At 41.5% G+C, this 15,931-nt stretch carries 17 protein-coding genes, 1 tRNA gene and 1 pseudogene; 12 read left to right on the forward strand and 7 right to left on the reverse strand.

The window, feature by feature from the left end; all coding sequences use genetic code 11:
* Position 1 precedes the first annotated feature (1 nt).
* Together K429_RS0103430 and K429_RS0103435 are read left to right on the forward strand one after the other, a co-directional pair.
* Positions 2-1,222 (forward strand): NADH:flavin oxidoreductase, encoded by a 1,221-nt coding sequence (locus K429_RS0103430; protein ID WP_007218971.1) that lies wholly within the window; start codon positions 2-4, stop codon positions 1,220-1,222.
* Positions 1,222-2,067 carry an SDR family oxidoreductase gene (locus tag K429_RS0103435; RefSeq protein WP_007218972.1) on the forward strand — a complete coding sequence of 282 codons (846 nt, stop codon included), beginning with the start codon at positions 1,222-1,224 and terminating at the stop codon, positions 2,065-2,067. The genes K429_RS0103430 and K429_RS0103435 overlap by 1 nt, the downstream gene beginning before the upstream one ends.
* 56 nt (positions 2,068-2,123) lie before the next feature.
* On the opposite strand, the pseudogene K429_RS0103440 reads toward K429_RS0103435, so the two are convergent.
* Both K429_RS0103440 and K429_RS0103445 read right to left on the reverse strand, forming a co-directional pair.
* Positions 2,124-2,963 (reverse strand): annotated as a pseudogene (locus K429_RS0103440) (IS3 family transposase); the annotation flags it as partial.
* A complete protein-coding gene (locus K429_RS0103445; protein ID WP_025726501.1) occupies positions 2,948-3,469 on the reverse strand; it encodes a helix-turn-helix domain-containing protein in 522 nt (173 codons plus the stop codon). The pseudogene K429_RS0103440 and the gene K429_RS0103445, both read right to left, overlap by 16 nt.
* A gap of 151 nt (positions 3,470-3,620) precedes the next feature.
* Here K429_RS0103445 and K429_RS0103450 point away from each other — a divergent pair, with 151 nt between their 5' ends.
* The gene (locus tag K429_RS0103450; protein ID WP_025726057.1) at positions 3,621-5,279 is read left to right on the forward strand and encodes an IS1182 family transposase; all 1,659 of its coding nucleotides are present in this window, start codon (positions 3,621-3,623) and stop codon (positions 5,277-5,279) included.
* 90 nt (positions 5,280-5,369) lie between these two features.
* On the opposite strand, the gene pfkA is transcribed toward K429_RS0103450, so the two are convergent.
* The 4 genes from pfkA to porQ form a co-directional block, all read right to left on the reverse strand.
* Positions 5,370-6,350 carry a 6-phosphofructokinase gene (gene pfkA / locus K429_RS0103455; RefSeq protein WP_007210387.1) on the reverse strand — a complete coding sequence of 327 codons (981 nt, stop codon included), beginning with the start codon at positions 6,348-6,350 and terminating at the stop codon, positions 5,370-5,372.
* Between the two features lie 175 nt (positions 6,351-6,525).
* Positions 6,526-7,398 (reverse strand): 4-hydroxy-3-methylbut-2-enyl diphosphate reductase, encoded by an 873-nt coding sequence (locus K429_RS0103460; protein ID WP_007210389.1) that lies wholly within the window; start codon positions 7,396-7,398, stop codon positions 6,526-6,528.
* Positions 7,399-7,460: 62 nt separating this feature from the next.
* Positions 7,461-8,150, reverse strand: coding sequence for a (d)CMP kinase (gene cmk, locus K429_RS0103465; RefSeq protein WP_007210390.1), 690 nt, complete (start codon positions 8,148-8,150; stop codon positions 7,461-7,463).
* Positions 8,151-8,172: 22 nt separating this feature from the next.
* Entirely contained in the window at positions 8,173-9,138 is a 966-nt protein-coding gene (gene porQ / locus K429_RS0103470) for a type IX secretion system protein PorQ (protein ID WP_044096330.1), read from the reverse strand.
* A gap of 206 nt (positions 9,139-9,344) precedes the next feature.
* Here porQ and K429_RS0103475 point away from each other — a divergent pair, with 206 nt between their 5' ends.
* The 9 genes from K429_RS0103475 (at position 9,345) to K429_RS0103515 (ending at position 15,311) form a co-directional block, all read left to right on the forward strand.
* Positions 9,345-10,031 (forward strand): energy transducer TonB, encoded by a 687-nt coding sequence (locus tag K429_RS0103475; RefSeq protein WP_007210393.1) that lies wholly within the window; start codon positions 9,345-9,347, stop codon positions 10,029-10,031.
* A gap of 79 nt (positions 10,032-10,110) precedes the next feature.
* Positions 10,111-11,085 carry a polyprenyl synthetase family protein gene (locus K429_RS0103480; protein WP_007210394.1) on the forward strand — a complete coding sequence of 325 codons (975 nt, stop codon included), beginning with the start codon at positions 10,111-10,113 and terminating at the stop codon, positions 11,083-11,085.
* Positions 11,086-11,103: 18 nt separating this feature from the next.
* Positions 11,104-11,817, forward strand: coding sequence for a hypothetical protein (locus K429_RS0103485; RefSeq protein WP_007210395.1), 714 nt, complete (start codon positions 11,104-11,106; stop codon positions 11,815-11,817).
* Positions 11,814-12,593, forward strand: a complete 780-nt coding sequence (locus K429_RS0103490; RefSeq protein WP_025726059.1) for a TatD family hydrolase — start codon at positions 11,814-11,816, stop codon at positions 12,591-12,593. Before K429_RS0103485 ends, K429_RS0103490 begins: the two co-directional genes overlap by 4 nt.
* Positions 12,594-12,755: 162 nt before the next feature.
* A tRNA-Ser gene (locus K429_RS0103495) sits at positions 12,756-12,843 on the forward strand.
* Positions 12,844-12,922: 79 nt separating this feature from the next.
* Positions 12,923-13,726 carry a MotA/TolQ/ExbB proton channel family protein gene (locus tag K429_RS0103500; protein WP_007210397.1) on the forward strand — a complete coding sequence of 268 codons (804 nt, stop codon included), beginning with the start codon at positions 12,923-12,925 and terminating at the stop codon, positions 13,724-13,726.
* A gap of 5 nt (positions 13,727-13,731) precedes the next feature.
* The gene (locus tag K429_RS0103505; RefSeq protein ID WP_007218977.1) at positions 13,732-14,217 is read left to right on the forward strand and encodes a hypothetical protein; all 486 of its coding nucleotides are present in this window, start codon (positions 13,732-13,734) and stop codon (positions 14,215-14,217) included.
* Positions 14,218-14,253: 36 nt separating this feature from the next.
* The gene (locus K429_RS0103510) at positions 14,254-14,847 is read left to right on the forward strand and encodes a biopolymer transporter ExbD (RefSeq protein ID WP_007218978.1); all 594 of its coding nucleotides are present in this window, start codon (positions 14,254-14,256) and stop codon (positions 14,845-14,847) included.
* Positions 14,847-15,311, forward strand: coding sequence for a biopolymer transporter ExbD (locus K429_RS0103515; RefSeq protein ID WP_007210400.1), 465 nt, complete (start codon positions 14,847-14,849; stop codon positions 15,309-15,311). Before K429_RS0103510 ends, K429_RS0103515 begins: the two co-directional genes overlap by 1 nt.
* 61 nt (positions 15,312-15,372) lie before the next feature.
* On the opposite strand, the gene K429_RS0103520 is transcribed toward K429_RS0103515, so the two are convergent.
* Positions 15,373-15,909 (reverse strand): GNAT family N-acetyltransferase, encoded by a 537-nt coding sequence (locus tag K429_RS0103520; RefSeq protein ID WP_025726060.1) that lies wholly within the window; start codon positions 15,907-15,909, stop codon positions 15,373-15,375.
* Between the last annotated feature and the right edge of the window lie 22 nt (positions 15,910-15,931).

Genomic DNA, 15,931 nt, shown 5'->3' on the forward strand with positions numbered 1-15,931 from the left:
CATGAGCAAGTTATTTACTCCTGTAACTTTTGGCCCGCTGACTTTACGGAATCGTACCATCCGCTCAGCGGCATTTGAAAGTATGTGTCCGGGTAATGCCCCTTCGCAAATGTTGCTTGACTATCATCGTTCAGTTGCGGCTGGTGGTGTTGGAATGACTACTGTGGCCTATGCCGCTGTCACCCAAAGTGGTTTGTCGTTCGACCGCCAATTATGGATGCGGCCTGAAATTATCCCCGGATTAAAAAAGCTGACCGATGCTGTACATGCCGAAGGTGCTGCTGCGGCTATACAGTTGGGACATTGTGGCAATATGTCGCACAAAAGCATCTGTGGTGTTACTCCTGTCGGAGCTTCCAGCGGTTTCAATCTTTACTCACCTACTTTTGTTCGTGGCTTGAAGAAAGAGGAGCTGCCTGAGATGGCACGCGCGTATGGTCATGCTGTAAATCTGGCTCGTGAAGCTGGTTTTGATGCCGTTGAAATACACGCCGGACACGGATATTTGATTTCTCAGTTTCTTTCTCCTTATACCAATCGGCGTAAGGACTGCTTCGGTGGATCCTTGGAGAATCGAATGCGTTTTATGGATATGGTAATGGAGGAGGTAATGAAAGCTGCCGGAACCGACATGGCTGTATTGGTAAAAGTGAATATGCGCGATGGTTTTCGTGGTGGAATGGAAATGGATGAGACTATGCAGGTGGCAAAACGCCTGGAGCAATCAGGAGCTCATGCATTGGTACTAAGTGGAGGTTTTGTAAGTAAGGCTCCTATGTATGTGATGCGTGGTCAGATGCCTATTCATTCTATGACTCATTATATGAATTGCTGGTGGCTGAAGTATGGAGTACGAATGGTAGGGAAGTGGATGATACCTACCGTTCCTTTCAAAGAGGCTTACTTTCTGGAAGATGCGCTGAAATTTCGAGCAGAAATAAAGATGCCGTTGGTATATGTAGGTGGTTTAGTTTCGCGTGAAAAAATAGATGAGGTACTGAATGATGGTTTTGAAGCAGTACAGATGGCACGTGCTTTGCTTAATGAACCGGGCTTTGTCAATCGTATGCGTGAAGAGGAGAAAGCAATCTGTAATTGTAAACATAGTAATTACTGTATTGCACGAATGTATTCCATTGAAATGGCATGCCATCAGCATTTGAACGAAGAACTTCCGGCTGGCTTGAAGCGGGAAATTACAAAAATAGAAGCAAAAGGATAATGAAACAGAAACTTGCAGTTATAACCGGAGCGGATGGCGGTATGGGAATGGAGATTACACGCGCTGTTGCTACCGCCGGATATAAAGTCATTATGGCGTGTCGTGATCCTGAAATCGCAGAAGAGAAACGTCAGTTAATAATGCGGGAAACAGGAAATATAGCATTGGAAATAGTACCGGTCAATCTTGCTTCTTTATCTTCTACGGCTTCTTTTGCCAATGAACTTCTTCAGCGTGGAGAAGTTATCACCTTGTTAATGAACAATGCCGGCACCATGGAAACGAGACGTTGTATCACCGAAGATGGATTGGAACGTACAGTAAGTGTCAATTATGTAGCTCCTTATTTGTTGACCCGTAAATTGCTTCCATTGATGGGAGAGGGAAGCCGGATTGTAAATATGGTGTCCTGTACTTATGCCATTGGTAAACTGGATTTTCCTGACTTCTTTTTACGTGGAAAGAAAGGCGCTTTCTGGCGTATTCCGATTTATAGTAATACAAAATTGGCATTGACTCTGTTTACAATAGCTCTATCGAAGAAGGTGAAAGAAAAAGGAATTATTGTCAATGCAGCTGATCCGGGTATTGTTTCCACAAAAATCATTACGATGCATATGTGGTTTGATCCGTTGACGGATATCTTTTTCCGGCCTTTCATACGTACGCCTCGTCAGGGAGCAGCGACGGCCATCAGTTTGTTACTGGATGAAGATGCGGGAAAACGTACCGGAACATTGAATGTAAGTTGCCATCCTAAACAGCTCTCAGAGAAATTCTTTCATCATGTACAGATGAAGGAACTATGGGATAAGACAGAAGAAATTGTAGCAAAATGGCTATAATACAAGAGGTTGTGTCAAAATGTGAACTGCACCCCAAAAGTTGGACAGGTTAAACATTATCCCGTAATAGAAAGAGTTCGGTATTGTACCGGGCTCTTTCCATTTAACCGGGCTTTGATTCTTTTATTATTATAATATTCAATATAGCTATCTAAAGCCTTTATAAAGGTTTCGGTCGATTCAAATTGCTCGGCATATAGAAGTTCAGACTTCATAATACCGAAAAAGTTCTCCACCATAGCGTTGTCAAGGCAGTTGCCTTTGCGAGACATACTTTGTACTATATGGTGTTCTTCCAAACGCTTACGGTAGCCGTAATGTTGGTATTGCCATCCTTGATCAGAATGGAGTATAAGGCCGTCAAGATTGTCGAACTTTGCAAACGCTTTATCCAACATATCGTATATCTGTTCCAGATTTGGGTTCCGGGAGATATTGTATGATATTATCTCGCCGTTGAACATATCCAATATCGGCGAGAGATAAAGTTTGACGGAACCGATATTTATCTGTGTTACATCTGTCGCCCATTTGCGGTTTGGAGCTTCTGCCGTAAAATCCCTGTCTATTATGTTTGGGGCAATCTTACCGACCTCACCTTTGTATGACCGGTAGCGCACCTGGCGTATTTTGCTTTTAAGCCCCAAGTCACCCATAAGCTTTTGAATGGTCTTGTGGTTTAACATAAAACCACGATTATGCATCTCCGCTGTCACACGGCGATAGCCGTAGCGTCCCTTATGCTCATGAAAAATCAGTTTAATCGATTCCTTTTCATTGGCATATCTGTCAGCGGCTTTAAGGCGATTCAGATGGTAATAGAACACAGAACGAGCCATCTTTCTTAACTCCAATAGCAAGTCAAGAGGATAATCCGACCTTAGTTCGTCGATGGTCCGTGCCCATTCAGAAGTGCTTGGGCTTTCTTTGCCTCGACTAAGGCCTTCGCTTTTTTTAGCAGCGCGTTCTCCGCCTTCAGGCGGAGATTTTCAGCCTGAAGCCTCTCAAGTTCCGTTTGCGGTTCTTTCTTCTTTGGGCGTCCCATAGGATATTTCGGTGGTCTTCCTCGGCGTTTGGACGGCTCAAGAGCCCCATAACCATACTTGCGTACTACGCTGACCCAGCGTTGTAGTGCCGTCTTGCCAATTCTGTATTCTACTCTTACATGGGCCAAAGGTACGCCTTTTTCTAATATTAAACGTACTACTTCTTCCTTTAATTTAACCGTAGGACGGCAATGGGATTGTTGTTCCAGTCCGGAACGACCATAGTGGTCCCACATTCTCACCCATGCCAATATCTCAGTCGCACTGATATGATACTCTTTCGACAAGTGCGCTATTGCTTCTCCTTGTTTTACTCGGCTAACGATGATGAGCCTTTGTTCATAACTGTACTTCATAAAAAACACCCCAAAAGTTTTATGTCTAACTTTTGGGGTGCAGTTCAAATGCTGGCACAACCTTTTTTTATGCGCAAAGCCCGGACTTTCCCAAGCCCGGGCTTTGTTATTACCCAAAGTTTATGTAACTTTAGGCATCAGTTTTTTCGTTATGGCAAAGTTACATTTTCGTCCTTACATTCCCAACCAAACCGTTCTTTTTCCACAAAGAATTGATGAAAACATAGCTGCGGACGATCCTGTCCGCATAGTCAATGCAGTTGTTGATAATCTCAATCTTGATAATTTCAAGAAGCTTTATAAAGAAACGGGGCGCTCAGCTTATCATCCCAAAATGATGCTCAAGGTAATTATCTACGCTTATATGAATAATATCTATTCCTGTCGTAAAATAGAGAAGCTTCTTTTGCGTGATATCCATTATATCTGGCTTGCCGGTCATGAGCATCCGGATTTCATAACCATCAACCGTTTCCGTAACCGTGTAAAGGAGGAAATAAACAACGTCTTCACGCAGCTGGTTCTTGTCCTTGCCGACAAGGGTTTCATCAGTCTTGACGTGGAGTATATCGACGGCACCAAGATTGAGTCCAAGGCCAACAAATATACTTTTGTCTGGCGCAAGACAGTCGAAAAGAACCGTACAAGGTTGCTGAATAAGATTCGCATCCTTCTGGAGCAGGTGGATGAAGCCATTATACAGGAGAACTCTGTAAAAGACACATCCGTGGAGTTGACTCCCTCCATGCTCTCTAATATAGTGGATGAACTCAAAGAAGTGCTGGAACACCAAGTAACACAGGACAAGGAACAAAAGAAAGCTCTGCGTGAAAAGAAAAAACAGGTCAGGGAACTTGAAGGGTATCGTGACAAGCTGATGGAATACGACAATCACCTTGAAGTCCTTGGAGAACGTAATTCCTATTCCAAGACCGATCCTGATGCCACATTCATGCGTATGAAAGAAGACGCCATGAAGAACGGGCAGACCAAGCCCGGGTATAATTTACAAATAGGTACTGAAAACCAGTTCATCATAGACTTCCGGCTGTTTCCCAACCCCACCGATACGCTGACCCTGATCCCTTTCTTCCACTCCTTCCAGCACCGCTATAACCGCTTACCGGGTATCGGTGTGGCAGACTCCGGTTACGGCTCGGAAGAAAATTACCGGTTCATGCAGGAAAATGGGATAGAGGCCTTTGTCAAGTACAACTACTTCCATAAAGAGCAGCGTCCCCGTTATACTCCCAACCCGTTCCATGCGGAAAGTCTCCATTACAATGCGGGGGAGGATTATTACGTTTGTCCGATGGGGCAACACATGAACCGCATAGGAACCAGACGTGACAAAACAGCGAGCGGATACATCACCGAAAGTGCCCGGTATAAAGCACAAAGATGCGAAGGTTGTCCTTTGCATGGAAGTTGTTTTAAAGCACAGGGGAACCGTATTATAGAAGTCAACCACCGGTTAAACCAATATAAACGGCAGGCACGGGAAAGGTTAGTTTCAGAAGAAGGAGTCAGGCATAGGGGCAGGCGGTGTATAGAACCGGAAGCTGTTTTCGGACAAATGAAATACAACATGGCATACAGGAGGTTCCGGCATGTGGGAGAAGACAAGGTGAAAATGGACTTTGCCTTCTTTGCCATAGCTTTTAATATCAAAAAGATGTGTGCAAAACTGAGAAAAGCAGGAAAGGAGCTCATTACACTTGCTAAATCTATATTTATTGGACTATTTATAACCCGATACAACGGGAAGATAGCAACTTGTTACCAAATGAATGAGAAAAAAGCGGCGTAGACAAAAGAAAAGATAACAGGACTATAAATTATAGAAAAAGGTTGTGCCAACGTTTTGACACAACCTCTTGTATATTTCACTATATTCTAATTAAATAGAGAGTTCTCTCAATACATTTACCAAGTCTTTCTTGATTGGCTTATCATTCTTGATAGCTTTTGTGAAAGGAACGTATACTACTTCGTCATGTTCGATACCGACCATTACATTGCGTTGTCCATCCATGATGGCATCAATAGCTGCCGCACCGAGTCGGCTGGCAAGGATACGATCGTGAGCAGTAGGACTTCCACCGCGCTGCAAGTGTCCAAGGATAGTAACACGTACATCGTATTGAGGATATTCATTCTTTACACGCTCTGCAAAGTGCATGGCTCCACCTGTCAGTTCGCTTTCCGCAACAATTACAATACTACTGTTCTTGGATTTGCGGAAACCGTTTTTGATGAATTCTTCCAGTTGATCGACTTCCGTACTGAACTCTGGAATGATAGCGGCCTCTGCACCTGAGGCAATAGCACCGTTCAAAGCTAGGAAGCCGGCATCACGTCCCATTACTTCAACAAAGAACAAGCGTTCGTGAGAAGTTGCCGTATCGCGAATTTTATCCACAGCGTCCAGAATGGTATTCAAAGCTGTATCATAACCGATAGTCGTATCTGTTCCGTACAGGTCATTGTCGATAGTGCCGGGTAATCCGATACAAGGTACATCAAACTCTTGTGCGAAAATACGTGCCCCCGTCAATGAACCGTCACCACCAATGATAACCAAGGCGTCAATACCTTCCTTTTTCATATTATCATATGCAATCTGGCGTCCTTCGGGAGTAGTGAACTCCTGACAACGAGCTGTTTTCAGGATCGTACCACCTAATTGTATAATATTACTTACGTTCTGGCTTTTGAATTCTTTGATTTCACCGGTTACCAGACCTCTGTAACCTCTATATATACCTTTTACTTGTAATCCGTTGTAAATAGCAGCACGTGTTACCGCACGAATAGCAGCGTTCATTCCCGGTGCATCGCCACCGGATGTCAAAATACCTATGCACTTAACTGTTCCCATAACAATCTTTTAGTTTGGTTTAAATAATTGCCGCAAAAATAGTGCAAGTTGAGAGCAAAAGCAAAATGTTTTTTTGATTTTGCCGAAACGCAGCCTATTTTCGCTCGGCAAAGATAGCAAAAAGCTGAGGGTGTGATTCATATTTAACGTTAATTTGTTGTTTCAAAACGATGACTTATTGTCCTGTAAGTCGTGATTGAATGGCCTTAGAAATTTCTTCCATCAGCCATTTGGGAGTGGAGGTTGCTCCACATACTCCGATAGAGGAAGCTCCGGTAAGCAGAGAACTGTCTATCTCTTCAGCGCTGTCTATCAAGTGGGAATTTGGGTTGACTTTTTTGCATTCGCTGAACAACATTTTTCCGTTGGAACTTTTCTTGCCACTCACAAAGAATACCAGGTCGTGCGAAGCGGCAAATTTCCGTATGTTTGGAATGCGATTGGCTACTTGTCGGCAGATGGTATCATAATATTCGAATGTGACATCAGGCGAGATATGTTCTTTGATATATTCTACGATTTTCTGGAATTCGTCCAATGACTTTGTTGTCTGCGAATATAAACGGATGCTTCTGGTGAAATCCAGTTTTTTAGCTTCTTCCAACTTTTCTATGACAATTGCTTCTCCGGTAGTTTGTCCTACTAAACCAAGGACTTCGGCATGACCGGTTTTTCCATAGATAACGATTTGTTTGTCCTCGGTATCTTTTTGAGTATATTCTTGCTTGATTTTCTTTTGTAGGCGGAGTACTACCGGGCAAGTGGCATCAATGATTTCAATATTATTGCGACGGGCAATTTCATAGGTTTCGGGCGGTTCTCCATGGGCACGCAGCAAAACTTTGGCATCGTGCAAATGATTAAAGTCATCATGATTGATAGTGATGAGGCCCATCTCTTTCAGGCGCTCCACTTCACGGCTATTGTGCACGATGTCTCCCAGGCAATATAAAGTGCCTCCATTGGCTAGCTCTTCTTCAGCTTTATTTATTGCAGTGACTACACCGAAGCAGAAGCCGGAACCTTCATCTATTTCTACTTTTACCATAATATAATATGTTGATATAGAGATTGTAAACAGACCTTCGGAAGGGCTACACCCTTTTTCCTTTATCTTTTAACGATCTTATTGAATTGCTCTTGCAACCATTCCTTTTGTTGAGGAATAGTCATGTCAGTATTGTCCAACAGCAATGCGTCATCTGCTTTGCGAAGCGGGCTTACTTCTCTATTCTGATCGATATAATCCCGTTGCTTTACATTCTCAAGTATTTCATCAAAACTGGCTTCTTGTCCTTTGGCCTTTAATTCATCATAGCGACGTTGTGCACGGATTTCGGGCGTGGCAGTTACGAATATTTTTAGTTCAGCATCTGGAAAAACCGTAGTTCCGATATCACGTCCATCCATGACAATACCTTTGGAATTGCCCATTGCTTGTTGCTGTGCTACCATTGCTTCGCGTACAAACCCTAAAGTTGCAATGGGACTAACATGGGAAGAAACTTCCATGCTGCGGATTTTATTTTCTACATTTACTCCGTTCAGATAAGTATCCGGACGCCCGGTCTCAGGGTTTAATTGAAAGGAAATATGGATATTATCTATTTCTTTTCGAAGTCTTTCCGTATCGATGTCATTTCCCTGAAAGATGCCGTTTTCTATACTGTATAAAGTGACTGCACGGTACATGGCACCACTATCGATGTAGATGTAGCCTATTTCACGGGCAAGGTCTTTTGCCATAGTACTTTTTCCGCAAGAGGAAAAGCCGTCGATTGCAATAGTTATCTTTTTCATATTTGAGTTATGCTATTATATATTATAAGGTATATGATAAATTAAAAATAAGTGAGGATGAACTCACATGATATTTGGCGTATGCCATTCCCAGTTTCAACCGTTTTAATTGAATACCTGTACCACAGGTGAAACCTGCCCAATGACTGGAACCGTTTATTTTCATTTCTTCTCCGCGGCGGAAATTATATCCGGCTGCCAGATAAAAGTTGTTGGTTGGTAGGAAGTCAATACCAAGGGCAATATGATTTAACAATTTCTTTCCGAAATTGTTTGCCGCTGTGGTTGAGGCACTCCAGTGTGTGAGGTCATGTAGGGTAAGGGAAAGCCGGAACGGAGCATGTGACAATCGTTTGCTGAATCCCAGTTGTACATCAACTGGTAATTTCTCATGCCGTTCCTCAAAAGCTTTAAGCTGTCCTCCCAGGTTGCGTGCAACGAGCGAGGCGGAAAAATCGGACTCCTGATGATAGTAGTTTAATCCCAGATCGACACCGATAGCAAATGAAGAATATTTATCATAGTGGGAGTAAATGAAATTGGTGCGTACACCTCCACTCCAATAATCACTTAAATCATAGGTATAAATACCCGATATAGAGATATCTTTGGCGGAGAAAGTTCCGGTTTCAATATTTTCTTCAGTCGTTTCTTTAAGCTCCCCATAGTCTACATATTGTGCGGTTATTGCCCAGGTGGAACGCTCCCCGGCAGTACGTGCAAATGCGGCTCCACCAACGTTGACACCATCCATGTAAAGCATGTAATTCAAGTTGAGAGTCTTATCCGCTACGCAGGAAAGAAGAGCCGGATTCTGGACAGCCATAGTCAAATCATCTTCTATAATAGAAATGTTTTCTCCACCCAATGCTGATGCATGGGCAGAAAAAGGGAGTTTTAGAAATTGAAAGGCGCTGGTTCCGTCTTGTGCATGTAAAACGGAGAAAATCAGGAGTAGTAGCGCCGTTATAAATGACTTTTTCAACATTTCATTTAAAATTATTGCCAAAGATACGGTATTTTTAAAATATCTCGTTACATTTGTGGCACAAAAGCACAGGTGTGCTTTCTGAAGGATAAAAAAAACAAAAATGGGTGCATATTGTCTTAAAAAAGATAGTACGGCTGAACGTTTTGCGGAAAAAGTACTATATTTGCCCAAAATGAGAAACACGTTAAAATAATATTATAATTATGGAAATTAAGAAAACACCTAAAGCAGATTTGGAGAACAAGAAATCGACTTGGATGCTTATTGGTTATGTTATTGTGCTTGCCTTTATGTTTATAGCATTTGAATGGACGAAGCGCGATATCAAGATTGATACAAGCCAGGCACTTACTGATCTCTATTTTGAAGAAGAAATGGTTCCTATCACTGAACAGGAAGAAAAAGTAGCTCCTCCTCCTCCTGAAGTAGCTCCGATTAACGAAACGTTGGAAATCGTAGCGGATGATGCTGATGTGGAAGAAACAGTTATCGCCTCTTCAGAAGAAACAGGTAAGGCAGTAGAAGTAAAATATGTGCCTGTAACTGTTGTAGAAGAAGAACCGGAAGAACAAACCATTTTTGAGGTTGTAGAACAAATGCCTGAATTCCCGAATGGTGGTATGGCTGGTTTGATGCAATTCTTGAGCAAGAACATCAAATATCCGACTATCGCCCAGGAAAATGGTACGCAAGGTCGTGTAACAGTACAGTTCGTTGTTAACAAGGACGGTAGTATTGTAGATGCCAAAGTCATAAGAGGTGTTGACCCGTATCTGGATAAAGAAGCACTTCGTGTGATTGGTACCATGCCGAAATGGAAACCTGGTATGCAGCGCGGTAAACCGGTACGCGTTAAATATACGGTGCCTGTAATGTTTAGATTGCAGTAATACGTTATCTATATAAAAAGGAGGCTGCTTTTGGGCAGCCTCTTTTTATTCCTACTATTCTCCTAAATTTACTATCATTATGTTTACAGCTTCCGAGCTTCTCGAAAATTTTAATTCTCATATTGCTGGCTTACAATTTACGCGTACTCCGAAAGGATTGTATGCTCCGGTAGAATATGTATTATCTATGGGTGGAAAAAGAATTCGCCCGGTGTTAATGTTACTGGCTTATAATTTGTACAAGGAAGATGTGACCCGTATCTATGCTCCGGCCACAGGTATCGAAGTTTATCATAATTATACTCTTTTGCATGATGATTTGATGGATCGTGCGGATCGCCGTAGAGGAAAAGAAACTGTCCACAAAGTTTGGAATGATAATACTGCTATCCTTTCGGGAGATGCGATGTTGGTGCTTGCCTATCAGTTTATGGCAGAATGTCCTTCGACTTTTCTGAAAGAGGTTATGGATCTTTTCAGTTTGACGGCACTTGAAATTTGTGAAGGTCAGCAAATGGATATGGAGTTTGAGCAGAGGAATGATGTAACTGCAGAAGAATATCTGGAGATGATTCGTCTGAAAACTGCCGTGTTGTTGGCGGCAAGTCTGAAGATTGGAGCTCGTTTGGGGGGCGCTTCGGTAGAAGACGCTGATCGTTTATATGATTTTGGTATGCATATAGGTGTTGCCTTCCAGTTGAAAGATGATTTGCTGGATGTATATGGCAATGCTAAAGTGTTTGGAAAAAATATAGGTGGGGATATTCTCTGTAATAAAAAAACATATATGCTGATTAAAGCATTGGAGCATGCGAATGCGGATCAGCATAACCAGTTGAATAGCTGGATAAACGCAGAGACTTTCCAGCCGGCAGAGAAAATTGCAGCTGTGACGGAACTGTATGACCGGATTGGTGTAAAAGCAGTTTGCGAAAATAAGATATTGGAATATAGCAACCGGGCAATGGAAAGCCTTGCAGCTGTCAGTATTGCAGAAGAAAAAAAAGAAGAACTGAAAAAGATAATAGAAAATTTGATACACAGAGAAGTTTAACTGTGCTTTTTTGTAACTATGCCTTATAGAAGATTACCAAATACAGACCAGGCGAGAATACGGGCACTGAAAGCAGTGGTTGCAAAAGCTGATACCCATAACCTCTATGATTTGGCAGTTTCTTTAAAGACGTTGACTGAAGCCCGGAATTTCTTGATGAGATTTGAAGCCGCCCAATCGTATTATGTCCAATGCTTTGAACGTCAGTCGCAAGCAGGGCGTAAGCATCAGGCCAATGTAAAGATGGCTCGTTTGTATATTTCTCATTTCATTCAGGTATTGAACTTGGCTGTTATTCGTTCGGAAGTGCGTGCAGCCCATAAATCTTATTATGGTTTGCCGACTGATAGTTCAAATGTACCGGATTTATCGACGGAGGCAGCCTTGGTGGAGTGGGGGCGAAAAATTATAGATGGAGAAACCAAACGAACTTCTCAAGGGGGGATTCCTATTTATAATCCTACTATTGCGAAGGTTAGAGTTCATTATGATATTTTTACAGATAGTTATGACCGACAGAAAAATTTGCAGGCTTTAACTGCCCGTAGTTTAGATTCTCTTTCTACTATGCGAACTACTGCCGATGAATTGATCTTGGATATATGGAATCAAGTGGAAAAAAAGTTTGAAGATGTTTCTCCCAATGAAAAACGATTGGAATTATGTCGTGATTACGGGCTGATTTATTATTATCGTACTGGTGAGAAACGAATAGAAAAAGTAAACGAATGAGATTGATAGATACACATTCCCATCTTTTTTTGGAGGAGTTTTCAGAGGATTTCCCACAGGTTATTGAGCGTGCACGTGCTGCCGGAGTAACTCATATATTTATGCCCAATATTGACAGTACGACTATTGAAGCAATGCTGTCAGCCTGTAGCGTCTATAAAGGATACTGTTTTCCTATGATTGGTTTGCATCCTACTTCTGTCAATGCCAATTATGAAAAAGAATTGGAAATAGTTGCTCGCGAATTGAAGTTTTCTAAGGAATATGTTGCTATAGGGGAGATCGGCATGGATCTTTATTGGGATAAAACTTACCTGAAAGAGCAGCAAATAGTACTGGATAAACAAGTCAACTGGGCTTTGGAATATGATCTTCCTATAGTAATCCATTGCCGGGATGCCTTTGATTATATATATAAGGTGCTGGAACCTTACAAAAAGACTCCTTTAAGAGGAATATTCCATAGCTTTACAGGAACGGCAGAGGAAGCTACCCGTGTATTGGAGTTTTCCGATTTCTTCATTGGAATTAATGGTGTGGTTACTTTTAAGAAGTCCCACCTTCCGGAAATTTTGGCAGGAATACCATTAGAAAAAATTGTTCTTGAAACAGATTCTCCTTATCTGACTCCAGTCCCGAATCGTGGTAAGAGGAATGAAAGCGCCTATGTGAAGGATACTTTGATGAAGGTCTCTGAAATTTACGGGATGTCTCCTGAGGCTGTTGGAGACGTTACTTCGGAAAACGCTTTAAAAGTGTTTGGAATGCTCAAATAACATCGGAAAGATTTTAAAGTTTATTAATTTTGAGATTTTATTAAAGATAAAACGGGGAGAATGAAGGGCAAGAACGAAAAAAAGAATACATTTGTAGCTGAAAACGCTTGTGGTTCGCATTTTTTTTGTAATTTGCAGCCGTTTTTGAAAGAGGCCTCTATTGGAGAGATGCTCGAGTGGTTGAAGAGGCACGCCTGGAAAGCGTGTATACCTCTAAAGGGTATCCGGGGTTCGAATCCCCGTCTCTCCGCAGGATGAAAGAAAAAACAAAAACAATAAATGAATATAATAAACAAATTAATTAATTAATCTTAAAAATTAGACACACAATGAAAAAGTTATTTGCAATTGTTGCTGTGATGGGAGTCTTAACATTTGGCTCAACTCAACTTGCTCAGGCTCAAGATGCTCCTGCAGCGGAACAAACAGAACAAGCTGCTCCTGCAGCTCAGGCGGCTCCTGCCGGTGATGCTACTGTAGAAGCAGAAGAAGGTGGTATTCACAAGGAAATTAAAACTAAGTTTATTGAAGGTACTGCATCTTTCATGAGTTTGGTTGCTATTGCTTTGGTTATCGGTCTTGCATTCTGTATTGAACGTATCATTTATTTGAGCTTAGCTGAAATCAACACAAAGAAGTTCTTGGCTGCTATTGAAGCTGCTTTGGAAAAAGGCGACGTAGAAGCTGCTAAAGACATCGCACGTAGTACAAGAGGTCCTATCGCTTCTATTTATTACCAAGGCTTATTGAGAATCGATCAAGGTCTTGACGTAGTTGAGAAGTCTGTAGTATCTTACGGTGGTGTACAAGCTGGTTACCTGGAAAAAGGTTGCTCTTGGATTACACTGTTCATCGCAATGGCTCCGTCTTTGGGATTCTTGGGTACTGTAATCGGTATGGTGCAGGCATTTGATAAGATTCAACAAGTAGGTGATATTTCTCCGACGGTTGTAGCAGGTGGTATGAAAGTTGCCTTGATTACAACTATCTTCGGTTTGATCGTTGCTTTGATCCTGCAGGTATTCTACAACTATATCCTGTCTAAGATCGAGGCTTTGACCAGCGAAATGGAAGATTCTTCTATCACTCTGTTGGACATGGTTATCAAATATAACTTGAAATACAAAAAATAAGAGAAATGGCTAAATTATCATATAGAGTATCATATTATGTACTGTATGTTTTATTCGCCGCTATTTTAGTGGTATTGGGCTTATTCTACTTTGGTGGAGATGCTCAGGGCGATGCAGTACTGACGGGCGTTGATCCCGAGATGTGGCAGCCTGCACAGACAGAAAGTCTGCTGTACTTAATGTATGGTTTGTTTGCTTTGACTGTTGTTGCAATGGTAGCTGCGTTTATCCTACAATTTGGTAGCGCATTAAAAGATAATCCTGTAAAAGCTTTGAAATCACTGTTAGGTGTTATTTTGCTGGTTGTTGTAATGATCGTTGCTTGGTCTATGGGTAGTGGAGAACAGATGAATATACCAGGTTATAGTGGAACTGATAATGTTCCGTTTTGGTTGAAGGTAACTGATATGTTCTTGTATACTATTTATTTCTTACTAGGAGCAACTGTTCTTGCAATGCTTTTCAGTAGTATTAAAAAGAAATTATCATAATCGATTGAGGGAACTCAATCTAATGGAGTAATTACAATGGCAAAAGGAAAAAGAAAAGTTCCTGATATAAACTCAAGTTCTACAGCGGATATTGCTTTCCTATTGTTGATCTTCTTCTTGATTACGACTTCTATGGATACGGACCGTGGTTTGGCAAGACGTTTGCCACCACCACCCGAGCAAGACCAAAAGAAAGACGATTCAGATAAGGTTAAGGAGCGTAACGTCATGACAGTCTTCCTGAACATGAACGACCAGTTGATGTGTAGTGGAGAATATGTTAATGTAGATCAGTTGAGAGATAAGGCAAAAGAATTCATTGCCAACCCGTATAATGATGAGTCTAAACCGGAAAAGCATGCGAAAGACATTCCTTTCTTCGGGACTATGCAGATTACGGAAAAGCATGTAATTTCTTTGCGTTGTGACCGTGGTTCTTCCTATAAAGCATACTTAGCTGTTCAGAATGAGCTGGTAGCTGCTTACAATGAGTTGAGAGATGAATTGGCTCAGGAGAAATGGGGAAAGGACTATGCTGCTTTGGACGAAGACCAACAAAAAGCAATTCGTGATATTTATCCTCAGAAGATCTCTGAGGCAGAACCTAAAAAGTACGGAGAAAAGAAGTAATGGGAAAATTTAATAAGACTGGTAAACGCGAAATGCCTGCGTTGAATACTTCTTCTCTGCCTGACCTTATCTTTACTTTGTTGTTCTTCTTTATGATTGTAACAACAATGCGTGAGGTAACATTAAAGGTTGAGTTTAAGGTTCCGCAAGCTACTGAGTTGGAAAAACTGGAAAAGAAATCTTTGGTTACGTTTATCTATGTAGGAAAGCCTACAGCTGAGTTCCGTAAGAAACTGGGTAATGAAAGCCGTATCCAATTGAACGACAGCTATGCTGAAGTTGCTGAAATCCAAGATTATATTATTGGTGAACGTGCCAGTATGAAGGAAGAAGATCAACCGCAGATGACTGTTTCTTTGAAAGTGGATCAAGATACGAAAATGGGTATCGTAACAGATATCAAAGAAGCTCTTCGTAAAGCTTATGCATTGAAACTTAACTATTCTGCGCAGCCGCGTCAGTAAGAAGTTAAATCAAACTATATAAATAAAGGGTGCTTATTTCGAATAGGCACCCTTTATTTTTTTATTTTTGTACGTTATATACTTCCCGATATATAGAGTTTTTTACTGTTTCAAAATCTCTTTCACACTCTAAATTTCCGTGTGCCATAAGTAGCATGGGTAAATAATCATCCCCGGGTCTGTATGGAGGCTGAAGATATGGTTTCTCCCAAAGAACAAATCCTTGGCGCTTGTAGAAATTAATACGCCTTTGAGCCATTTCTTCTTCCGGCATTTCCACTTCCAGAACAATAGGGTGTTGAAGCAACTCGCATAAATGATTTAAAACGTTCTTTCCATGTCCGCCATTACGCTGGGCCGGATCAACAGCAAAGTGTTCTACGTAATAGAATTTGCCGAAATCCCAATAGGTAATGAATCCTACAGGAGTATCATGGTGGAAAATAATATTGTTATAGAAATGAGGTTTGCTATCAGTGTACAGGCGCAGTTCTTCTAACGGTCGGTATTCTTCAGGCGGAAAGGCGGCAGTTATTAACTGTTCCATGTACTCATACAAAAATTCATCAGCGGTGCTGATACGTTGAAGTCTGATCATAATGTTGGTCTTTAAAGTTTAG

It is taken from the genome of Bacteroides sp. 14(A) (assembly GCF_000526555.1).
In the GTDB taxonomy this organism is placed as follows: domain Bacteria; phylum Bacteroidota; class Bacteroidia; order Bacteroidales; family Bacteroidaceae; genus Bacteroides; species Bacteroides cellulosilyticus.